21 protein-coding genes and 2 pseudogenes are annotated in these 22,254 nt (G+C 65.7%); 14 read left to right on the forward strand and 9 right to left on the reverse strand.

The genetic code is table 11. From position 1 onward, the window contains the following. The 4 genes from H0523_RS21095 to H0523_RS21110 form a co-directional block, all read left to right on the forward strand. The coding region (locus H0523_RS21095; protein ID WP_257225163.1) for a Y-family DNA polymerase at positions 1–1,338 on the forward strand (1,338 nt) is incomplete at its 5' end. Between the two features lie 5 nt (positions 1,339–1,343). Further along, positions 1,344–4,571, forward strand: coding sequence for an error-prone DNA polymerase (locus H0523_RS21100; protein ID WP_054431266.1), 3,228 nt, complete (start codon positions 1,344–1,346; stop codon positions 4,569–4,571). Positions 4,572–4,806: 235 nt separating this feature from the next. Continuing rightward, positions 4,807–5,187, forward strand: coding sequence for an I78 family peptidase inhibitor (locus H0523_RS21105; RefSeq protein ID WP_054431263.1), 381 nt, complete (start codon positions 4,807–4,809; stop codon positions 5,185–5,187). 119 nt (positions 5,188–5,306) lie between these two features. Continuing rightward, a complete protein-coding gene (locus H0523_RS21110; protein WP_054431261.1) occupies positions 5,307–5,645 on the forward strand; it encodes a hypothetical protein in 339 nt (112 codons plus the stop codon). 25 nt (positions 5,646–5,670) lie between these two features. Here H0523_RS21110 and H0523_RS21115 read toward each other — a convergent pair whose 3' ends face one another. After that, positions 5,671–6,570 carry a LysR family transcriptional regulator gene (locus H0523_RS21115; RefSeq protein ID WP_054431259.1) on the reverse strand — a complete coding sequence of 300 codons (900 nt, stop codon included), beginning with the start codon at positions 6,568–6,570 and terminating at the stop codon, positions 5,671–5,673. A gap of 108 nt (positions 6,571–6,678) precedes the next feature. Between H0523_RS21115 and H0523_RS21120 the strand changes: the two genes are divergently transcribed. The 7 genes from H0523_RS21120 to H0523_RS21150 all read left to right on the forward strand — a co-directional run bounded on the left by H0523_RS21120 (position 6,679) and on the right by H0523_RS21150 (position 12,872). Then, the gene (locus H0523_RS21120) at positions 6,679–7,551 is read left to right on the forward strand and encodes an aldo/keto reductase family oxidoreductase (RefSeq protein ID WP_054431257.1); all 873 of its coding nucleotides are present in this window, start codon (positions 6,679–6,681) and stop codon (positions 7,549–7,551) included. A gap of 72 nt (positions 7,552–7,623) precedes the next feature. Then, positions 7,624–8,274 carry an NUDIX hydrolase gene (locus H0523_RS21125; protein WP_054431255.1) on the forward strand — a complete coding sequence of 217 codons (651 nt, stop codon included), beginning with the start codon at positions 7,624–7,626 and terminating at the stop codon, positions 8,272–8,274. Positions 8,275–8,364: 90 nt separating this feature from the next. Next, positions 8,365–9,279: a ribose-phosphate diphosphokinase gene (prs, locus tag H0523_RS21130; protein ID WP_054431253.1), complete on the forward strand. Its 915-nt coding sequence runs from the start codon at positions 8,365–8,367 to the stop codon at positions 9,277–9,279. A 22-nt stretch (positions 9,280–9,301) separates the two neighbouring features. After that, on the forward strand, positions 9,302–11,023 hold the full coding sequence (locus tag H0523_RS21135; protein ID WP_054431251.1) for a nicotinate phosphoribosyltransferase: 1,722 nt from the start codon (positions 9,302–9,304) through the stop codon (positions 11,021–11,023). A gap of 38 nt (positions 11,024–11,061) precedes the next feature. After that, positions 11,062–11,472, forward strand: coding sequence for a hypothetical protein (locus H0523_RS21140; protein ID WP_156333311.1), 411 nt, complete (start codon positions 11,062–11,064; stop codon positions 11,470–11,472). Positions 11,473–11,482: 10 nt separating this feature from the next. Beyond that, on the forward strand, positions 11,483–12,139 hold the full coding sequence (locus H0523_RS32315; protein ID WP_231689872.1) for a hypothetical protein: 657 nt from the start codon (positions 11,483–11,485) through the stop codon (positions 12,137–12,139). A 13-nt stretch (positions 12,140–12,152) separates the two neighbouring features. After that, positions 12,153–12,872, forward strand: a complete 720-nt coding sequence (locus tag H0523_RS21150; RefSeq protein WP_054431245.1) for an RES domain-containing protein — start codon at positions 12,153–12,155, stop codon at positions 12,870–12,872. A 118-nt stretch (positions 12,873–12,990) separates the two neighbouring features. Here H0523_RS21150 and H0523_RS21155 read toward each other — a convergent pair whose 3' ends face one another. From H0523_RS21155 to H0523_RS32320, 8 genes are all read right to left on the reverse strand, one after another. Beyond that, complete coding sequence (locus tag H0523_RS21155) at positions 12,991–13,956, reverse strand: LysR family transcriptional regulator (RefSeq protein WP_156350070.1); 966 nt, start codon at positions 13,954–13,956, stop codon at positions 12,991–12,993. 90 nt (positions 13,957–14,046) lie between these two features. After that, positions 14,047–14,781, reverse strand: coding sequence for an amino acid ABC transporter ATP-binding protein (locus H0523_RS21160; protein ID WP_054431244.1), 735 nt, complete (start codon positions 14,779–14,781; stop codon positions 14,047–14,049). 62 nt (positions 14,782–14,843) lie between these two features. Then, a complete protein-coding gene (locus tag H0523_RS21165) occupies positions 14,844–15,533 on the reverse strand; it encodes an amino acid ABC transporter permease (protein WP_006386294.1) in 690 nt (229 codons plus the stop codon). Then, a complete protein-coding gene (locus H0523_RS21170) occupies positions 15,526–16,215 on the reverse strand; it encodes an amino acid ABC transporter permease (RefSeq protein WP_006386293.1) in 690 nt (229 codons plus the stop codon). The genes H0523_RS21165 and H0523_RS21170 overlap by 8 nt, the downstream gene beginning before the upstream one ends. A gap of 16 nt (positions 16,216–16,231) precedes the next feature. Further along, entirely contained in the window at positions 16,232–17,053 is an 822-nt protein-coding gene (locus H0523_RS21175) for an ABC transporter substrate-binding protein (RefSeq protein ID WP_054431242.1), read from the reverse strand. A gap of 72 nt (positions 17,054–17,125) precedes the next feature. After that, on the reverse strand, positions 17,126–18,379 hold the full coding sequence (locus tag H0523_RS21180) for an aminotransferase class I/II-fold pyridoxal phosphate-dependent enzyme (RefSeq protein WP_054431240.1): 1,254 nt from the start codon (positions 18,377–18,379) through the stop codon (positions 17,126–17,128). After that, positions 18,376–19,056 (reverse strand): RraA family protein, encoded by a 681-nt coding sequence (locus tag H0523_RS21185; protein WP_054431238.1) that lies wholly within the window; start codon positions 19,054–19,056, stop codon positions 18,376–18,378. The genes H0523_RS21180 and H0523_RS21185 overlap by 4 nt, the downstream gene beginning before the upstream one ends. 119 nt (positions 19,057–19,175) lie before the next feature. After that, entirely contained in the window at positions 19,176–19,382 is a 207-nt protein-coding gene (locus H0523_RS32320; protein WP_231689873.1) for a hypothetical protein, read from the reverse strand. A 725-nt stretch (positions 19,383–20,107) separates the two neighbouring features. On the opposite strand from H0523_RS32320, the gene H0523_RS21195 reads away from it, so the two are divergent. The 3 genes and pseudogenes from H0523_RS21195 to H0523_RS21210 form a co-directional block, all read left to right on the forward strand. Then, positions 20,108–21,379, forward strand: coding sequence for an HNH endonuclease signature motif containing protein (locus H0523_RS21195; protein ID WP_197287370.1), 1,272 nt, complete (start codon positions 20,108–20,110; stop codon positions 21,377–21,379). Between the two features lie 263 nt (positions 21,380–21,642). Continuing rightward, positions 21,643–21,864 (forward strand): annotated as a pseudogene (locus tag H0523_RS21205) (helix-turn-helix domain-containing protein); the annotation flags it as partial. A gap of 127 nt (positions 21,865–21,991) precedes the next feature. Then, positions 21,992–22,142 (forward strand): annotated as a pseudogene (locus H0523_RS21210) (transposase); the annotation flags it as partial. Positions 22,143–22,254 lie beyond the last annotated feature (112 nt).

Below are 22,254 nucleotides of genomic sequence, written 5' to 3' on the forward strand. Positions count from 1 at the left end.
CAGGCCGGCGTGCGCCCGGGCATGCGCCGCGGCGGCGCGGCCGCCATCGCGCCCGAGGTCGAACTGCTGACGCGCGACCCGGTGGCCGAGGCCGACACCCTGCAGGGCGCGGCGCTGGCGCTGCTGCAATACACCCCCGAGGTCGCGCTGGCGGACGCAGACACCGTGCTGCTCAACGTCGGCGCCAGCCTGCTGTTCTTCCGCGGGCCGCGCGCGCTGCACCGGCGCGTGGCCGCCACGCTGGCCGCGCTGGACCTGCGCGTGTCGCTGGGCATGGCGCCCACCGCCGCCGGCGCCTGGCTGCTGGCGCACCGCGGCGGACGCAGGCCGCCACGCCGGGTGCTGACCACGCGCACGCTGGCGCACCGGCTCGACGCCCTGCCCGTGGCCCTGCTGCCCCAGGCCCAGCCGCGCCTGGACTGGCTCAACGACATCGGCTGCCATACCCTGGCCGACCTGCGCGCCCTGCCGCGCGCCGGCCTGCAACGGCGCAGCGCGCCCGACCTGCTGCAGGCGCTGGACGCGGCCTACGGCCAGTTGCCCGAGCTGCATCGCTGGATCGAGCCGCCGCCGCGTTTCGAGCGCCGCATCGAGCTGATGGAATACCTCGAGCACACCGACGCGGTGCTGGCCGTGGCGCGGCGCCTGGCCGAACAGCTGGGCGGCTGGCTGACGGCGCGGCAGCTGGCGGTGCGGCGCGTGCTGCTGCGCCTGGACCACGAGCGCGGCCGCCACGCGCGCCCGCCCACCGACCTGGAACTGGCGTTGGCCCAACCCGTCTGGCAGGCGCCGCAGATCCTCAACCTGCTGCGCGAAAAGCTCGGCCGCCTGACGCTCGAAGCGCCGGTGATCGCGGTGACGCTGCTGGCGCCCGACACCACCGAACAGCCCGCCGCCAGCACCACGCTGTTCCCGGAGCCCGGCGGCACCGCCGCCGACCACGCCCGGCTGCTGGACCTGCTGACGGCGCGGCTGGGCCGCGAGCAGGTGCGCCACGCCTGTCCCGCCCCCGACCACCGGCCCGAGGCCGCCAATGCCTGGGGCGACGCGCTGGAGCCGCCGCAGCGCCCCGAACCGCTGCCCGACCCGCTGGACCGCCCCTTCTGGCTGCTCGATCCGCCACTGCCGCTGAAGCTGGCCGGCCACCGCCCGCAGTACGCCGGCCAGGCGCTGCGGCTGATGCGCGGCCCCGAGCGCATCGAAAGCGGCTGGTGGGACCCGGCGCTCACCGTGCGCGACTACTTCGTGGCCGAGGACGCCGCCAGCGCGCGCTACTGGATCTACCGCGAGCGCGACGACGAGCACGCCCGCTGGTATCTGCACGGGCTGTACGCCTGACCGCCATGCAAGCGCCCGACGATCCCCATGACGACGCCCCCGGCCCGCCGACCGGGCTGCCCGGCTACGCCGAACTGCAATGCCAGTCGAACTTCTCGTTCCTGCAAGGCGCCTCGCACCCCGAGGAACTGGCCGCCCGCGCCGCCGAGCTGGGCTACGCCGCCCTGGCCATCACCGACGAATGCAGCCTGGCCGGCGTGGTGCGCGCCCACATGGAGGCCAAGACCCAGAAGCTGCCGCTCATCATCGGCGCCACCTTCCGGCTGCGCGCCGGGCCCGAGGCCGCGCCGCTGGACCTGACCCTGCTGGCCCAGACCCGCGAGGGCTACGGCAACCTGTCCGAACTCATCACCCTGGCCCGCACCCGCGCCCCCAAGGGCGAATACCGGCTGGCGCCCGAGGATTTCACCGCCCCGCCGCCGGGCTACGAACACTTGCGCCACCTGCCCGAATGCCTGGCGATCCTGTCGCCGGTCTACGGCGACGACCCCGACCGCATGGCGCGGCAGGCGCGCTGGCTGGCCGCCACCTTCCCGCACCGCGCCTGGGTCGGCCTGACGCTGCTGTACCGCTCGCGCGACGACCTGCACCGCGCCGCCGTCGACCACGCCGCGCGCGCCGCCGACCTGCCGGTGGTGGCGCTGGGCCACGTCCAGATGCACGTGCGCTCGCGCAAGCCGCTGCACGACACCCTGACCGGCATCCGCATCCACCAGCCCGTGTCGCAATGCGGCTACGCGCTGTCGGGCAACGCCGAACAACACCTGCGCACCCGCATGCGGCTGGCCAACCTCTATCCGCCCGAGGCCCTGGCGCAGACGCTGGTGGTGGCGCGGCGCTGCGCCTTCTCGCTGGACGAACTGCGCTACGAATACCCCGACGAGATCATCCCGCGCGGCCACACGCCCGCCACCTACCTGCGCCAGGAAACCCTGGCCGGCGCGGCGCGGCGCTTTCCGGACGGGACGCCGGCCCACGTCACCGAACAGATCGACAAGGAACTGGCGCTGATCGCCGACCTGCAATACGAGGCCTACTTCCTCACGGTCTACGACATCGTGCTGTACGCCCGCAACAACGGCATCCTGTGCCAGGGGCGCGGCTCGGCCGCCAACTCGGCGGTGTGCTACTGCCTGGGCATCACCGAGGTCGACCCGCGCCGCGGCACCAACCTGTTCGAGCGCTTCATCAGCAAGGAACGCAACGAGCCGCCCGACATCGACGTCGACTTCGAGCACCAGCGGCGCGAGGAAGTGATCCAGTACATCTACGGCAAATACGGCCGCCAGCGCGCCGCCCTGACCGCCGTGGTGATCTCGTACCGGCCGCGCAGCGTGCTGCGCGACACCGGCCGCGCGCTGGGCGTGGACGCGGGCGTGATCGACGCGGTGGCGCGCGCCCACCAGTGGTGGGACGGCAAGAAGGAAATGCTGCGCACCCTGGGCGCCTGCGGCCTCGATCCGGAATCGCAGGTGGCGCGGCAGTGGGCCGCGCTGGCCCAGACCCTGATGGGCTTTCCGCGCCACCTGTCGCAGCACCCGGGCGGCTTCGTCATCTCGCGCGGCAAGCTGTCGCGGCTGGTGCCGATCGAGAACGCCGCCATGGCCGACCGCAGCGTGGTGCAATGGGACAAGGACGACCTGGACGCGCTCAAGCTGCTCAAGGTCGACGTGCTGGCGCTGGGAATGCTGTCGGCGCTGCGCCGCACCCTGGAACTGGCCGGCCAGCGCCGTGGCCGGCCGCTGCGCCTGCAGGACATCCCCGAGGGTGACGAACCCACCTACGACATGATCTGCGAGGCCGACACCATCGGCGTGTTCCAGATCGAATCGCGCGCCCAGATGAGCATGCTGCCGCGCCTGCGGCCGCGCAAATACTACGACCTGGTGGTGCAGGTGGCGATCGTGCGGCCCGGCCCGATCCAGGGCGGCATGGTGCATCCGTACCTGCGCCGCCGCCAGGGCAAGGAAAAGGAAACCTATCCCAGCGAAAAGGTGCGCGGCGTGCTCAGCCGCACCATGGGCGTGCCGATCTTCCAGGAACAGGTGATGCAGATCGCCGTGGTGGCGGCCGGCTTCACGCCCGGCGACGCCGACCAGCTGCGGCGCTCCATGGCCGCCTGGAAGCGCAAGGGCGGCGTCGACAAATACCGCGTCAAGCTGGTCGGCGGCCTGCTGGCGCACGGCTACACGCTGGACTTCGCCGAAGCGCTGTTCCGCCAGATCGAAGGCTTCGGCGAATACGGCTTTCCCGAAAGCCACGCCGCCAGCTTCGCGCTGCTGGCCTACGCCAGCTCCTGGCTCAAGCGCCACGAGCCCGAGGCCTTCCTGGCCGCGCTGCTCAACTCCCAGCCCATGGGCTTCTATCCCCCGGCGCAATTGGTGCAGGACGCGCGCCGCCACGGCGTGCGGGTGCTGCCGGCGGACGTGACCGTCAGCGGCTGGGACGCGGCGCTGGAGACCGCGCCGGCCGACGCGCCGCCGCGCCGGCCGCATCCCCACGCCCCCGCCTCGGACGAGATCCGCCCCGCCGTGCGCCTGGGCCTGAGCCTGATCCAGGGCCTGCACGAAGACAGCGCCCGCCGCATCGAGGCCGCCCGCGCCGACGCCCCCTTCACCAGCACCGGCGACCTGGCCCGCCGCGCCGCCCTGACGCGCCACGACCTGAACGCGCTGGCCGCCGGCGACGCCCTGCTGACCCTGGCCGGCCACCGCCGCCAGGCCAGCTGGGAAGCCGCCGCCAGCGTCCACAGCCGCGACCTGCTGCGCGACGCCGCCATCCACGAAACCGAGACGCCGCGACTGGCCGCGCCGACTGAGAACCAGACCGTCGCGGCCGACTACCGCAGCGTCGGCCTGACCCTGCGGCGCCACCCCGTCGAACTGCTGCGGCCGCAACTGGCGGCGCGTAATTTCCAGCCGGCCAGCGTGCTCAACGGCTACCCCGACAAGCGCGTGGCCCGCGCCTGCGGCATCGTCACCGTGCGCCAGCGGCCGCAGACCTCCAAGGGCGTCATCTTCGTCACCCTGGAAGACGAAACCGGACCGGTCAACGTGGTGGTGCGTCCCGAACTGATCGAACGCCAGCGCCGCGAACTGCTCGCCTCCTCCCTGCTCGGCGTCTACGGCAGCTGGCAGAGCGTGGACGGCGTGCGCCACCTGATCGCGCAGCGGCTGGTGGACCTGTCCGACTTGCTGGGCGGCCTGAGCATGCCCAGTCGCAATTTCCACTGACGGCGGCGCGCGCCCCATGGCACCGGCGCCACGGGGCGCGCGTGGGTTGAGACGACAGGTTGCGACAACCGGACGGCGCCACGACACGACAGCCGGATGCCGCGACCCGGAGCGAGGCCGCCCGCGCCAAGGCCAAGCGCGGCGCGGGCGGCTGGTCTATGATGGATTTTCCGCGCCGCCCGCCAGCCCGCACGCCGGCCGCGCCGTGGAAACGTTTTCTTTTTCAGGAGTGATCATGATCCGCAAGCTGATTCCCGTTCTGCTGGTAGCCACGCTGAGCGCCTGCGCCAATTCCGGAGCCCCGCGTTCCTCTTCCCCGTCCGCCGCCTCCAGTTCCTCCAGCTCGCCCGCCGCCGCCGACAGCTCGTCCGGCGCGACGTACGGATCGCCCTCCGCCATCCCCTCCTCTGGCAAGACCTGCGACGCCGGCGCGCTGCAATCGCAGATCGGCCAGAAGGCCACCCAGTCCGTCCTGGAAGACCTGCGCAAGCGCAGCGGCGCCACCACCGCCCGCATCCTGCGCCCCGGCCAGCTGGTCACCATGGAATACAACGACACCCGCCTGAACCTGATCGTCGACGACAAGGATGTGATGACGGCGATCCGCTGCGGCTGACCGTCCCGCGTGAACCGCAAGACGGGCGCGGCGGGCACCACCGCCCCGCGCCCGATTTTTCAGGATGGCGCCGATGTCCCGCCATCCCTCATGGAATCTTCGTGAAGGCTCACCTGCCCATGGATCTCCATACCCTCAGCAAGCAAGTCGCCGGCCTGCCGACCATCATGGACCTGGCCCAGGAAATGAAGCTGATCCGGGCCCTGATGCAGGTGCCGCCGCGTCACATCGCGGCCCATCCCACGCAATTCCAGCGCATCGTCGCCGCCCTGGCGCTGACCCACACCGATGCCGGCGTGTTCGAGCTGACGCCGGCCACCGACGCGTTCTTCGCCGCCTTCCACCAGTGGCTGCAACAGATGCGGGGCAGCGTCTGCCCCGAACTGAACCCGGCCTTGATCGACGATTTCAGCCTGTCGGCGCAGGCGTTCGCCGATCGCATGCCGCCGCCGGATTAATGCCCCTGCCCCCCGCCTACGCTCGCTACCAGCGCGTCGCCTGGACGAAATCCACGAACGCGCGCAGCGGCGCCGGCAGATAGCGCCGCCCCGGAAAATACAGCAACGGCCCGGTAAAACTCGGCCACCAATCCTGCAGCACCGGTTCCAGCTCGCCGCGGTCCAGATAGGGCTGCAGCCATTCCTCGAACAGGAAGACCACCCCGGCGCCCGCCACCGCCGCATCGACCGCCAGATCCACCGCCTCTCCCAGGCTGACGATCAGCGGGCCGTCCACCTCCACCGTGATCGACTTGCCGTCCTTGGCGAACTCCCACGGCGGCATGGCGCCGCTGGCGAAGCGACCGCGCAGGCAGAGATGCTGGCGCAGGTCTTCCGGATGCTGCGGCCGCCCATGCCGGGCCAGGTAGGCCGGCGCGGCGGCCACCGCCATGCGCTGGCGCCGCGGCCCGATGGGGATGGCCACCATGTCCTGGTCCATGCTTTCCTCGTACCGGATGCCCGCATCGCAGCCGGACTGCAGCAGCTCGACAAAGCGATCGTCGACGATCACCTCCAGCCGGATCTCCGGATACTGGGCCAGAAACGGCGGCACGATGCGCGGCAGCACCAGCCGGGAAGCCGACAGCGGCACATTCAGCCGCAGCCGGCCCGCCGGCCGGTCGCGAAAGCTGTTGGCCACGTCCAGCGCCGACTCGACCGCGTCCAGCGCGGGCGCCAGTTGCTCCAGCAGGCGCTGCCCGGCCGCCGTGGTCGCCACGCTGCGCGTGGTGCGGTTCAGCAGCCGCACGCCCAGCCGGGCTTCCAGCCGGCGCACGGCTTCGCTCAACTGCGACGCGCTGGTCCCCGTCTGGCGCGCCGCGCCGCGAAATCCCCCATGCGTGGCCACCGCGACAAAGGCGCTGATGTCTTGAAGATTGGACATGGCCGGCCCCGATTGTTCGCCATTACGCACAAGCTGTGCGATTACCAAGGATTGTCGCACGCCCCACGCCGCCCTAGACTCGCTGTCATTCCCTCCCTGGAGCACCTCATGACCTCGATTCAACAAGCCGGCGCCTATGCGCTGGGCGACCTGACCGTCAACCGCCTGGGCTACGGCGCCATGCAACTGGCCGGCCCCCACGTCTTCGGACCGCCCAAGGACAAGGCGCAAGCCCTGGCGGTCCTGCGGGAAGCGCTCGAGCTCGGCATCAACCACATCGACACCAGCGACTTCTACGGCCCGCACATCACCAACCAACTGATCCGCGAAGCGCTGCATCCCTACCGCGACGACCTGACCATCGTCACCAAGGTCGGCGCGCGTCGCGGCGACGATGCCTCGTGGCTGCTGGCCAATTCGCCCGCCGAACTCGAATCGGCGGTGCACGACAACCTGCGCAACCTGGGCCTGGACATGCTGGACGTGGTCAACCTGCGCCTCATGTTCGACGTGGCCGGCCCCGCCGAAGGCGACATCGAACAGTCGGTGACCACCCTGGCCGAATTGCAGCGCAAGGGCCTGATACGCCACCTGGGCCTGAGCAACGCCACCGCGCGCCAGGTGGCGCAGGCGCGCGGCATCGCCGACATCGTCTGCGTGCAGAACCAGTACAACATCGCGCACCGCGCCGACGACGCGCTGATCGGGCGGCTGGCGCAAGACGGCATCGCCTACGTGCCGTTCTTCCCGCTGGGCGGCTTCTCGCCGCTGCAATCGGCCACGCTGGAGCGCGTGGCCGCCGAATGCCAGGCCACGCCGATGCAGACCGCGCTGGCCTGGCTGCTGCAACGCTCGCCCAACATCCTGCTGATCCCGGGCACCTCGTCGCTGGAACACCTGCGGCAGAACGTCGCCGCGGCCAGCCTGGCGCTGCCGCCGCAGGCCGTGGCCGAGCTGGACGGGATCGGCGCCGCGGGCTAGTTCGACGGGCGCGGTTGACCAATCCGTCGCATAGTGGCACCTTACCCCGAAGTGCCACGCCCGGAACCCCACTTGGACCACCCACAGCCCCTCGTCACCGTCGACGCCGTCCTGCTCACCCTGCGCACGACCGGCCTGGAAATCGCCCTGCACCCGCGCGACCGCGCGCCGTTCAAGGGCGCCATGGCCTTGCCCGGCGGCGTGGTGCACGTGGACGAAGACGCCAGCACCGAGGCCAGCATCCGCCGCGTGCTGCGCGAGAAGACCGGCTTCGAGCCGCGCTACCTGGAGCAGTTGCAGGTGTTCTCGGGCCCCGACCGCGACCCGCGCAAGTGGTCGCTGTCGGTGTCCTACGTGGCGCTGGTGCCGGCCGCCGAACTGGAAGCCGCCCCCGCCGGCTTCCGGTTCGTCAGCGTGGACGCGCTGCCGCCGCTGGCCTTCGACCACGCCGACATCGTCGCCGCCGCCGTGGCCCGCCTGCGCGGCAAATCCAGCTACTCGACCCTGCCGTTCTTCCTGCTGCCCGAACGCTTCACCCTGACCGAGCTGCAGCGCACCTACGAAGCCATCCTGCAGACCACGCTCGAGAAATCGAACTTCCGCCGCAAGATGGAAGCCTGGGACGTGCTGGAAGCCACCGACGACTACGCGCTGGGCGCGCAGCGTCCCGCCCGCCTGTACCGCCTGAAAGACTTCGCCCTGTTCGACCGCAGCGTCGGCTAACCCCGCGCCGAATTCCTCTTAGTTGCAAATAAACAATAAGCAGGCTTATACTTGCCTCACTTAGTTTTAATTTGCCACTAAGGCCAAATCATGTTCACCCTCACCGCGGTAGTAGAAGGACAACGCCACATCGATACGCCCAGCGCGTTCGTGTTCCCCGGCGGCGAAAGCCAGGTCACCGTGCCCGCGGCCTGGCAGGCCCGCGCCGACGCGGCCAGCGAATTCCGCATCCACGCCCTGCTGAAATCGGCCGACGACGTCATGCAGTTGCTGATGCTGACCGACGCGCTGCGCCGCCTGAACCCGGCCGCGCCCGTGCACCTGGACATGCCCTACGTGCCCTACGCCCGCCAGGACCGAGTCTGCAATCCGGGCGAGGCGCTCGGCGCGGCGGTGTTCTGCAAGTTGATCAACGACCAGCAATACGCCACCGTCACCGTGGTCGAACCGCACAGCGACGTCACCCCCGCCCTGCTGCAACGCGTCCGCGTGATCGACGCCGCCGCCTTCCTGAAGAACGCGCTGGCCAACCCCGCCTTCGCCAACGGCGTCACCCTGATGGCGCCCGACGCCGGCGCCCGCAAGCGCGTGCAGGCCCTGGCCAAAAAGCTGGGCGTGGCCGACGTCCGCTACGCCGAAAAAGTCCGCGACCCGCAAACCGGCCGCATCACCGAGACCCGCGTGCCCGACGACATCCCCGCGCAACCCGTGCTGGTGGTCGACGACATCTGCGACGGCGGCCGCACCTTCCTGGAACTGGCCAACGCCCTGCGCGACAAGACCGGCCAGCCCCTCTACCTGTACGTGACCCATGGCCTCTTCAGCAAGGGCTTCGCCGAACTGAACGCCCGCTACGCCGGGATCTACACCGCCTACGACTGGACTGCCAGCGAAGGCGCCGGCGCGCCCGTCCTGGTCAACACGACCGAAGCCGCCAGCGCCGCCATGCCCGCCAACGCCATGGAAGCGGCCTGCGCCCCCGCAATCGCCGCCGCGGCCAACTGAACATCAAGCAGGAGTCCACACCATGAATACCCCCGCCCCCCTCAAGAACGGCATCAACCCCTTCCTGCAAGCCGACTTCTACAAGACCGGCCACCCCTTCCAGTACCCCAGGGGCACCAACAAGATCCTGGCCAACTTCACGCCGCGCTCGGCCCGGCTGGCGCCCGTGCTGCCTGAACTGTTCGACAACAAGATCGTCTGGTTCGGCCTGCAAGGCTTCATCAAGGAAATCCTGATCGACCTGTTCAACCGCGAATTCTTCGGCAAGCCCGCCAGCGCCGCCGTGCGCCAGTACCAGCGCCGCGTCGACAACGCGCTGGGCAAGGGCGCGGTCACCGTCGATCACCTGCAGGCGCTGTACGAGCTGGGCTATCTGCCGCTGGAAATCCGTTCCCTGCCCGAAGGCGCCCGCGTCGACATCCGCGTGCCGCCCGTCACCTTCGTCAACACCAAGCCGGAATTCGCCTGGCTGGTCACCTACATCGAAACGCTGTTCAGCTGCGAATCGTGGAAGCCGTCCACCGTGGCCACCATCGCCTTCGAATATCGCAAGCTCTTGACCTACTTCGCCCGCCTGACCGGCAGCCCGATGGACTTCGTCAACTGGCAAGGCCACGACTTCTCGATGCGCGGCATGTCCGGCCTGTACGACGCCCGCAAGAGCGGCGCCGGCCACCTGCTGTCGTTCACCGGCACCGACACCATCCCGGCCATCGACTACCTGGAAGACATCTACGGCGCCGACTCCGACCGCGAACTGGTCGGCGGCTCGGTGCCCGCGACCGAACACTCGGTCATGTGCCTGGGCAGCAAGGAAGGCGAAATCGAAACCATCCGCCGCCTGGTCACGCAGGTCTATCCGGCCGGTATCGTGTCGGTGGTGTCCGACACCTGGGACTTCTGGCAAGTGGTCACGGACTTCGCGGCCGCATTGAAGTCGGAAATCCTGGCGCGCCAGCCCGATCCCTTCGGCAACGCCAAGGTCGTGTTCCGCCCGGACTCGGGCGACCCGGTGAAGATCCTGACCGGCTACTTCTGCACGGACGTGTCCAGCGTGGAAGACGCTCCGGCCCTGGCCGCCGCCCGCCGCGACGGATTCGAGGCCGTGCGAGATATCGCCACCGGCCTCACCTGGCGGCTCGACGACGACGCCCGCGCCAGCCAGACGCTGCGCGAGGCCGAAGTCAAAGGCGCGGTGCAGTGCCTGTGGGACATCTTCGGCGGCGTGGTGACCGAGCGCGGCTACAAGCTGCTGGACCCGCACGTCGGCCTGATCTACGGCGATTCCATCACGCTGGCGCGTGGCCGCGACATCCTGGTGCGGTTGGAAAGAAAGGGGTTTGCGTCCGGCAACGTGGTCCTGGGCATCGGCTCCTACACCTACCAATACCTGACCCGCGACAGCTTCGGCTGGGCGCTCAAGGCGACGTACGCCGAGGTCAATGGCGAACCGCAGGAACTGGTGAAGGACCCGGTGACCGACTCCGGCGTGAAGCGTTCGGCCAAGGGGTTGCTGCGGGTGGATGAAACGGCGACGGGGTATGTGCTGCGCGACCAGCAGACGCAGGAACAGGCGGAAGGCGGGGCGTTGGTGCCGGTGTTTCGGGATGGGGTTTTGCTGGTGGAGCAGGATCTGGCGCAGATCCGGGAACGGTTGCAGGGGTCTTGGGTTTGTCCGGAGCCGGGGAGTATTGATTGGATGAGAAATATGAAAAAAATGGAAAAAGTGGAAAAAATAGACTAAGCTATGAACCAACTCGGATGTTCACCCATGAGGGTCGCATGACCGCCACCGTATCGTCTCGCTCAGAAAGCAACCTGCTCACTTGCAGGGAAATCATGGCGCTCGGCCTGGACGAGGCTACAAGCCAGGCGTACCAAGAAGCGGTCGAACGCTATGAGCAGACCCATCCGACAAGCAATAGTCGTGACTTTCTTGAATATGCGTTTGATGTGCTTCGTGGCATCGCCTATCAAGAGGAAGAACGCTACGGCATCCACAAACTTGAGCTCGGCCGGCTCAGGGAAAGATTGATCTGGGTCGTCCGACGCTTGCTGGGCGAGCGGCGCATTCGACTTCTTGCCCGAATCGCAACGGGCTCTCCCCCCACGTCCAGAAACAACACGACGCGCAGTAGCGCCACCACTCGACGGCAAATGGCCCCGGTCGCAGCACCGCCGCTATTCGCCTGAGGAGGTAACCATGGGACTGGTCTCACTTAAGTACCAAGCAACCCCCAAAGATGTCCGGGCGATTGTCAATGGAAGCTATCCAGGCGATCCCCACGCAGTGATCAAAAGCATGGCGTCCACGCTGGCCAAGGAGCTCTCCCCGCTCCAGAAACCTGGCCGCACGGACGACCTGCTGAACATCCTTGTGCGACAGCTCGAAGATTGGTTGGTATGTGACGCAAATGTAGCGCTGCCCGAAGAAAAGGCGGCCGCTCTGCCAGTTACCATGTGGTCTCCCGCCGAGGTGGTTGCGAAGCAAAAGCTGAGCGCGTTGACGACCCTGTATCGATACGACAAGGCCGGCAAGCTCTATTGCGTGAAGCCGTCAGCGAAACAGAATGGGCGCATGTTCCCGGCCTGGCAGTTCGTTGATCCGGTTCCCAGCCTTTTGCCGCACGTCATCACCGAGTTGCGTGGAGTGTTGCAGTTCGAGCTTCATGCTTTTTTCGTTACCCAGCAAGACGACCTCAACGAACTGTCGCCCGCGGAAATGTTGGCGGGCCTGCCGTTTGAAAATCGAGGCGCAGTATCGCCCGCACAGGCGCGACTGCTTTCGCTGTCGACGGCAGAACGGCTGCAGCGGGTTCTGGCGCTTGCAAGGTATGCAGGAAGGGGCATGACTGATTGAAATCGGTCGTGGTATGCCATTCGATGAACAAGCGCGTTACGAGCCGCCGTCTCACCTACAGGCACTAGTTCCCAGTACCGCCGCCCTGCTGGCCGCGCTAACCCATTCCGTCGAGCGGCTGGCGGCGGGCACCGTTCTATACCGCACGGCCGGCGACGCAAAATACCTGCTGCCGGAAGTCCTGATCAATCCCTATCGGTTCGGCCCACCGATGGCGTTGCGTCAGGAAGATGAACCGCTGCCCTACGCTTGGCTCTACCTCGCTCGGGACCTCTCCACCGCTCTCTGGGAAGGCCAACTCGTCCGACACGACGCCACGCGCGCGGGGCATTTCTATATACATCCATCGGCGGTTGAAACCGGTGTCATCGGCACCCTGGCCTTCGGCCGTGATCTCCGCCTTTGGAACCTGTCGGGTGAAGCGTGTGCCAAGCTTGGCATTCACGACACGATTTCATCGAGCGACTACGAAGCGTGCCATTGGATCGGGCATCGTCTTCGCGAAGCCATGATGAGCCGTGAACCGGATGCAATACCCGATGGTTTCTGCTATCCCTCCAGACGGATGCGAGGGCATCAGGCGATCGCCATCCGAAGCGACATTCTGTCCGACCTCAAGGCAGGCGCAACGATCACGCACGAGCCGTTCGGGCAGAGCGCCGCCTATGAAGCCTTGCGCGCCGATGCACTGTACGCACCCGCGCCAAGCGCAACGCGGCCCATGCCACGGTAGAGTCCGAGGGCGGGAAAGTAAACCCGTTCTTTGGGCAACGTTTCGTCCTGGCAGGCGTGCAGGCCTGCCAGGACGGAACTGCCTCAATAGCCACGGATCGTTGTAACGCCGCCCCGCCCTACTCCCCGCCCTGCCGCACCGCCGGCGGCACATGCGGCAGGAACGCCCCCGCGACCTCAAACGCGCACTCCTCCCGCGCGATATCGATCACCCGCGACACGACCGGGTTGACGATGCTCTTCTTGTGCACCGCGTAGTAATTGATCGTCGGCAGATCCGGCTGCACATCCAGCCGGCACAACGCCCCGCGCTCGACCAGCGGCGCGAAATACGCCCCCGGCAGGTAGCTGATGCCCAGCCCCAGCATGGTCAGCTGCGCCATCATGCCCAGGCTGTTGCAGGTCAGCACCCGCTTGACCGACAGGCCCTGCTCGGCGAACCAGGCATCGTACAGATGCGACAGCGCCGAATTGGTCGGCTGCGAGATCACCGGATACGGCGCCAGGTCCTGCGGCGCCAACCGCGCCGAGAAATCGATGTCCAGCGACGGGCTGGCCATCCAGACGTTGGTCACCGCGCCCAGGTGGACGCAGTCGTATTGATAGCTCCAGAACGGTCCCGGCATGATGGCCAGGTCCAGCTGGTCCTGCTCCAGCCGCTCATACAGCGTGATGCCGCCGTCGATCTCGGGCATCAGCTGCACCTTGGGATAGCGCAGGCTGATCTGGCTGACCAGCCGCGCCAGCCAGGTCATGCCGACCAGCTCGGTCACGCCCAGCCGCACCACGCCCTCGAAACTGGCCGGGTCGGCCATGTTCTGCACGATACGGCTGTTCAGGTCCAGCATCTCGCGCGCCAGCTCGAACAGCTTGCGGCCCTGCGCCGTCATCACCAGCTTCTTGGCGCGGCGCTCGAACAGCGGCGCGCCGGCGAAGGCTTCGAGTTCCCCCACCCGCTTGGCGACCGCCGACTGGGTGGTGTGCAGCTTGCGCGAGGACGCGCTGAAGCTGCCCAGTTGCGAGCTCCAGTAGAACGCCTCCAGCTGTTTGAGGGTGTACATCGCGGCGGTGGACGTGAAATGCATGAAGAACCCTCACATTATCGTCGACAGCAGCGCGGCTGCGCGCCGCCCGGTCCGCAAGGAACCGGGCGGACGGTAGGCTCCGCGCCCCGCCTACCCTCGCGGATGCAAGATATCCGCCAGGAACCGCTGCGCCCGCGGATGCTGCGGCGCGCTGAAGAAGCGCTCCGGCGTATCCATCTCCAGGATCTCGCCCGCATCCATGAACACCACCCGGTCGCACACGTCCCGCGCGAACCCCATCTCGTGCGTCACGCAGACCATGGTCATGCCTTCCTTGGCCAGGCCCTTCATCACCTGCAGCACCTCGCCCACCATCTCGGGGTCGAGCGCGCTGGTGGGCTCGTCGAACAGCATCACCGGCGGTTGCAGCGCCAGCGCCCGGGCGATCGCCACGCGCTGCTGCTGGCCGCCCGACAGCGAGCCGGGATAGGCGTCGATCTTGTGCTCCAGCCCCACCCGCGCCAGCAGCTGGCGCGCCAGTTCGGTGGCCTGCTTGCGCGGCTGCTTGCGGATGTTGACCGGCGCGAACACCACGTTGTCCAGCACGCTCATGTGCGGAAACAGGTTGAACTGCTGGAACACGAAACCGATCTTCTGGCGCAGCGCGTTCAGGTTGACGCCCTTGCCATAGATGTCGGCGTCGTCGATCAGGATGCGGCCCTTCTCGATCGGTTCCAGGCGGTTGATGGTGCGGATCATGGTGGACTTGCCCGAGCCCGACGGCCCGCACACCACCAGCACCTCGCCGCGCGCGACCGACAGGTCCACGTCCTTCAGGACGTGATGCGCGCCATACCATTTGTTGACTTTCTCAAGCTTGATCATGATGAATTCCGATAAGCGCCGGCTCAGGGCCTGTTCTCGCTAAAAGGGGCCTCGCACGGGCCCTAGGCCATGGCGCGCTGGCGGCGGATGCGCAGGTCCAGCCAGGACAGGCCGCGGCTCAGGCTGAAGCACACCAGGAAATAGATGATGGCCAGGATGCCGAACACCTGAAGCGGCTTGGTCAGCACCAGGTTGTTGACCTGGTTGGCGGCAAACGTCAGTTCGTTCACGCTGATCACATACCCCAGCGAGGTCTCCTTGATGGTGGAGACGAACTGGCTGGTCATGCTGGGCAGCACGTTGAACAGCGCCTGCGGCAGCACCACCCGGCGCATCGTGGTCCAGTAGCCCACGCCCAGCGAGCGCGAGGCCTCGATCTGGCCGCGCGGCACCGCCTCGATGCCCGAGCGGATCACCTCCGACAGATAGGCGCTCTCGTACACCACCAGCGCCGCGATCAGCGTCCAGAAGCCGCTGATCACCTGCCCCGTCAGCTTCGGAATGACGAAATAGGCCCAGAAGATCAGCATCAGCAGCGGCATGCCGCGCACCACGTTGACCAGCGTCTTGCTGGCCACGCGCAGCCAGCCAAACGGACTGACCCGCGCCAGCGCGATGGCCAGCGCCAGCGGCAGCGACAGCGCCAGGCCGCACAACGCCAGGATCAGCGTCAGCGCCAGGCCGCCCAGCGGCCCATTGGGGTATTGGCCGACCAGCAGCGTCGGCCAGTATTGCGACAGGAGATCAAGCACCGTGGCCTCCCCGGTTCAGGCGGTAGCGCGCATAGATGCGCGATCCGATCAGCATGATGAGGAAGGATCCCAGCAGGTACATGAGGGTCGCCGCGCCAAACGTAGCGAAGGTGCGATAGGTCTCGTTCTCGATCTCGCGCGCCTGGTAGGTCAGCTCCATCACGCCGATGGCCATGGCCACGCTGGTGTTCTTGAACAACAGCAAGGCGCGGCCCACCAGCGGCGGGATGGAAATCCGCACCGCCTGCGGCACGATCACGAAGCGCATACATTGCAGATAGCTGGCGCCCAGCGCCCGGGCCGCCTCGAACTGCGTGCCGGGAATGGCGCGCAGCCCGCTGCGGATGTCCTCGGCGATATAGGCGGCCGACCCCAGCGCCAGCGCGATCGCCGCCAGCGACATCTCGGCGTTGTGCTGGTACAGCCACATCCGGAAACCCTCCGGCAGCAGCTCGGGCATGCCGAAGTACCAGAACAGCACCTGCACCAGCAGCGGCACGTTGCGGTGGTATTCCACATAGGCGTCGACCAGCCAGCGGCACGGCGCCAGGTTGGTGGCGCGCACCACGACCAGCGTCACCGCGATCGTGAACGCCATCACCCAGGACACCAGGAACAGCTGCAGCGTCACCACCATGCCGCTGGCCAGCAGCTGGTATTGCGAAGCGTCAAGTAGGCTCATTGCGCGGTACCGGCGTTCAGCCCGCGATGGGGCCGATCTTGAAACCGCGCTCGAGCTTGTACGGCGTCTGCGCGCCGAACCACTTGTCGAACAACTGTGCGGCCACGCCCGAGCTTTCCGCCTCGTCCAGCGCCTGGTTCACCACCGTCAGCATGCCCGGCTCCGACTTGCGCACGCCCAGGCCCCACGGCTCGTCGAACACCGACTTGGCGATCACGCTGACCGGCGCCGTCGGCGGGCTCTGCAACACCAGGCGCACCAGCACCAGTTCCGACGCGAACTGCGCGTCCACCTTCTTCTGCTGCAGGGCCAGGTACGTGGCCGAGCTGTCGCCGTAGCCGATCACCTGCGACTTATCGAGAATGCGCTTGATCTCGCGTTCCGAACTGGAACCCTTGGTCGCGCCGACGCGGCGGCCGTTCAGCGACTCGATCGTGTCCAGCCCCGAATCCTTGCGCACCAGCAGCTTCTGCGGGCTGACGTAGTACGCGTGGCTGAAAGCGATCTGCTCGGCGCGGTCCGGCGAATAGCCCAGGTTCGCCGCCAGGATATCGACGCGCCCCTCGTTCAGCTCCGGCACGCGCGCCGCCACCGACAGCAGCTTGTAGCTGACCTTCACGCCCAGCTTGTCGGCCACCAGCTTGCACATGTCGACGTCATAGCCCACCAGCTGGCGCGTCGCCGCATCCTGGAAGCTGAACGGCTGCGACGTGCCCAGCGTGCCGCAGATCAATTCGCCGCGGGCCTTGATGTCCGCGACCTGGTCGGCGCGCGCGCCAGCGCCCAGCGACAACGCGGCCAGGCCCAGGCAGGCGGCGATAAGTGAATGGCGTTTCATGGTGATTCCCCTTGTGTTGTGGTTTGAACAGAAAAACGGAACCGGCCCGCTCGTCGGCGGGCCCGGGAACAACTAGACGAGCTTGGCGCAAGCCTCGCGGATGCCCGTGCAGCCCTGCCGGATATCGTCCAGCGAAGCCGCGAACGACAGCCGGAACGTGCCCGGCGCGCCATAGGCATGGCCGTCGATCACCGCCACGCCAGCCTCGCGCAGCAGGTAATGCGTCAGGTCGGTATCGGTGCGGATCTCGACGCCTGCCGGCGTGCGCTTGCCCAGCAGCCCCGAGCAATCCGGAAACACGTAGAACGCGCCCTGCGGCACCACGATCGCCAGCCCCGGCGTGCCAGACAGCTCCGCCACCGCCAGATCGCGGCGCTCGCGGAACACCCGCGCAAACTCCGTCACGCAGTCCTGCGGCCCCGACAGCGCCTCCAGCGCCGCCGCCTGGCTCACCGACGACGCGCCCGACGTGCTCTGCGACTGCAGAATCGCCATCGCCTTGATCAGCTCATCCGGCCCGGCGCCGTAACCGATGCGCCAGCCCGTCATCGCATAGGCCTTGGACACGCCATTGACCACCAGCGTGCGCGCCGCCAGCGCCGGCGCCACCTGCAACGGATGCACCGTCGGCGCGTCGGTGAAGTTCAACCGCGCATAAATATCGTCCGTCATCAGCCAGACATGCGGATGGCGCTCGAGCACCGCGGTCAGCCCGCGCAGCTCGTCGGCAGTGTAGACCGAGCCCGTCGGATTGCTGGGCGCGTTCATCATCAGCCACTTGGTGCGCGGCGTGATGGCGCGCTCCAGCGCCTCCGGCGTCAGCTTGTAATCCGTGGCCGGCGTCGTCGGCACCGTCACCGGCACCCCGCCGTTGACCAGCACCATGTCCGGATACGACACCCAGAACGGCGCCGGAATCAGCACCTCGTCGCCCTCGTTCAGCGTCGCCGCCAGCCCGTTGAAAATCACCTGCTTGGCGCCCGTGCTTACAATGATGCGCGCCGCCGGGTAATCGACGCCGGTCGCTTCCAGCAGATGCGTCCGCGCCGCCTTCCGCAGCGCCACCGTGCCCTGGGCCGGCGGATACTTGGTCTCGCCCCGGTTCATCGCGGCCGTGGCCGCCTGGCGGATATGCTCCGGCGTCGAGAAATCCGGTTCGCCGATCGTCAGGTCGATAATGCGCCGGCCCTGCTCGCGCAGCTCGGCAATAATCGCGCGCGCCGCCACGCTGGGCGACAGCTTGATGCGCTTGATGCGGTCGGCGACGATGCTGGCGGCTTGCGAGGGCTGAGTCTGGGCCTGGGTTTGCGTCGGGGTTTGGTTCACTTCGCGGCTCCCGTCTTCTCGGCCAGCGTCTTCTCCAGCCAGGGCTTGGTGTAGGTGCCGGCGCGCAGCTTCTCCTTCGCCACCGCCTCGTCGGCTTCCTTCTTGGCCGCCAGCGCCAACACCGCCGCGGCATGCTCGGCGGGAATCACCACCACGCCGTCGGCATCGCCGACCACCACATCACCCGGGTTGACCACCTGGCCGCCCACCGACACCGGCACATTGATCTCGCCCGGGCCGTCCTTGTACGGCCCCTTGTGCGACACCGCGCGCGCAAAGCAGCCGAACTGCCCCTGCGCGAACACATCCAGGTCACGCACCGCGCCGTCGATCACGAACCCGGCGATGCCGCGCCCCTGCGCATCCATCATCATCAACTCGCCGACCAGCGCATTGCTGGTATCGCCGGCGCCATCGACCACGATCACATCGCCCGCGCCACCCAGCGAAATCGCCTTGTGGATCATCAGGTTATCGCCCGGCCGCGTCTTCACCGTCAGCGCCAGGCCAACCGTGCGCTGGTTGCCGGCGTGCAGCGGACGCAGCCCGCTGACGCCGTACAGGCGGTTCATGCAATCGCTGATCTGGGCCGAGCCAATGGCGGCAAAACCGGCCAGCACGTCAGCGGCGACGGCCGGCGCGGGCCGGGGAAGAATGCGGTATCCGATGGGATTCATAGCGAGGAATTTTCTTGAAGGCGTGAACGGCAATAAGCGAACACGCATTACAAGGCCTCGCGGGGCGATCCTCAAAACGATATAAATTCCCGGTTATGTAGGAATTATTTTCGTGAATGTTATTGGATCGCGGGGGGAGCGTTGTGGGTGGGGTTGGGGGCTTCCTTTTCGTCGTCGGGTTGCAGGGCTTGGTCGAGCATGGCTTCGGTCAGCGTGCCGAGGTGCTCGCAGAGGCTTTGGACGCCGCCCATCAGGGCGGTGATTGCCCAGGGGTCTAGCGGTGGGGAGCCGGTGGCGTCGGGTTCGGACGCGCTGTTGCCGACCATGCGGGCGATGGTCTGGATGGCGTAGCGGGTGCGGTCTAGTTGGTGGAGGTGGGAGAGGGAGACGGGGCCGGATTCGCGGTCGGTGTGGATATGCTAGGGGTTTTGGGTGAGGGGGTGCAGCATGGGGGACTGCCTTCTATAGGAATGAGTCAGGCCGCAAATCGTTGCGGCTTTCCGCCTATAGCTTTCCGGCTTCCAAACCGGCACCGGAGAGGTGACAGTCATGAGTGTATGGTGACATGGAGGGGCGTTGGATGTAGGAGGGACAATTTTGTCATTGGTACTTAGCGGAGCCTGTCCGCATTTTTTGGGGCGAGGCGCTTTAAAGTTGTCATTCCCGGGCCGCAGCAAGCCAAAGGGTATCGTTGCAATGATCCAATTGTGCGGCGTCGTCTCGGATTGCCTTCCCGGGAAAAGAGGCAGCTCTTTACTTGAAGCTAGTCTAGCCACCGTCGAACCAATCGCCGGCGACTGTTGAGGTCGAAGATCCAGCGCAGGCAGCTCAGTACCGCCGCGACTAACGTCTGGTTTTCATGCGCGAGAGCTGCAATTTTAAATTTAACGGTAGGTCCGAGAGGTATATCCTCCAGTCGGAATCGCGGGTGAGGTATGGGATCGAGCAAGCAATTACGAAGGCCGTTTTCGAAGGTCTTGAGTCATTCCCAGCGAACGCACTAAGCGCACGACTTTGCCGGCATAGGTTATGCTAATAGCACCATATCTCTGTGAATCAAAAACTCAAGAGCAATCAGATGCCAATTTCCGAGAAAACATACAAAATTATTTGGGGTCAGTTCGCTGCGAGATGCGCCCACTGTAGGGAAGAAGTCATTCATGAAACGGCGGGAGGCACGACATCTTTGATTGGCGAGGTTGCGCATATTGTCGGTGAACGAGCAGATGCGGCCCGAGGAGTTTCGCATTTATCTATTGAAGAGCGCAACGACCCCGACAATCTTATGCTGTTATGCCGGAAGCATCACAAGATTATCGACGACGCTGAGCATGAATATACGATAGATCTGCTGCATAGAAAGAAGCAGGAACATCTTGATTGGATAGAGAAAAATTTAGGCAGACCTCAGCCGTGGAAATCCAATCTTTCACAACTAACGTACATTAATGTGCCCAGATTATGCGAGCAGGCAGAGCTGCACGGATTCAAGGTGGACCTTAGTCGATATAAAGAGAACAAGACTTTACACAGCTTAGGATGGGACTTGAACCATTTAATGAATGCGTTCCAGTCAGTACTTGCGCACCTTGAGCTGATGACGATTCCTGTCTCGCTATTGAAGATGCACGAAGGCCATATTGGGGCATTGTTATCGTTCGACCGATTGCGGTTTCGGACGAAAAACGTTCCCATGGACGCCATCGGGTCTGACGCCTATCGACAACAGGTGTTTTCAGGAGATTTGCGAAAAGACTCGCATATTTACGCCACGTTGGGCGATTTTAAGCTTGTTGTATTCATCGACCCTCAATGGATCACAACGTCAACGGCATTCACACTGTTTCGGCCCTCTTCCGGTCAAAGCACTTTTTCAGGGGTCGTGCGCATTACGAACGTTGATTACGAAAGCAGGATCATGACTGCTACAGGCGTTGTTTTAGGCTTACCGCGAAGTGCGTGGGATGACGCGCTGAATGAACCGGCTACTTCGCCCCGCGCAGTGGAAGAAGCGAGTGTCCACTCGGATGCAGATCAGACCCTCGATGCCTTGGTAGACATGGATGAAGCGAGGAGCCGTTTGGTTTACTTTTTACCGCCCCCCGATCATTGCGATTTGTGTCGTCGCCTACTATACAGAGACAAGTACATGATCGATGGCGGCGTAAAGAGTGCCAGCTATTGGGCGTGCATGTGCTCAAAGTGCTTTCACACTCGGGGCCGTGGCATTGGATGGGGGACGGGACAGCTATATCTGCGTGATGAACAAGGCTGGTTGCAGGTTGCGGGATTTAATCCACGGTTCCCTGGCGAGGATGTTTAGGTCGAGCTCGTCCGATTGCTGAGTGGTGACTATGCCACGAGGTCCTATTCTCAGCCTGTCATGAGGGAATTTTCGATGAGCATGAAGATGGAAGAGGACCTCAAACGCTGGACGGCCAAGCGCAAAAGCGCGGTGATGCAGGACATTATTTGTACTGAGGTGGTATTGACCTGACAGTTGTACGCGTTGGGGCGTAGTCATACGACTCAAAGCCGGGTTATGAAACGGGTATCCCTACCGGTTGCATGATCCGAAGAGTACGTATTACCACGGAAGAAAAAGTAGCACGTCGCAAACTCAGTCTGTTGGATCTGACGCAGGAACTGCGTAATGTCAGCAAGGCATGCAAAGTTATGGGCTATAGCCGCCAGCAGCTCTATGAGATTCGCCCCAACTATCAGACCTATGGCTCGGCAGGGGGGGGGCGATAAACCGCCTGGAGGCAGGGCCCACACCCGAACCGCGGGGCGCCGGAGCTCGACCAATACAGTAAGCTACCTCTAACCTCTAACGGCGGTCGACGTGCTGAACAACGATGTCTTACTGCACTTCGAACAGCAGGGCCTGCGTATCGAAACCGTGCTCTCAGACAATGGCAGGGAGTTCTACCGAATGAAGAAGTCGAGATTTACGAATAGCCAGATCATTGATGTCAGCAAGCGCGTGGAGCAGGTCAGAGCTATGCCGGGACCTAGGCTTCAACTCGGCCACGCTCTACAAGTGGCGTTCCAAGTACGGTGGCATGGACGTATCGCTGATGGCGCACTAAAAGGGGACATGTAGAGCAAAATCTATCCTCATTTCGATGGTGCCATCGACGAACAAACAAGCGTAGACCTCACCGGGGGCTCGCGACGGTATTCATGCCAAGCGAC

Source organism: Achromobacter insuavis (assembly GCF_902859645.1).
GTDB classification, from domain to species: Bacteria; Pseudomonadota; Gammaproteobacteria; order Burkholderiales; family Burkholderiaceae_B; genus Achromobacter; species Achromobacter insuavis.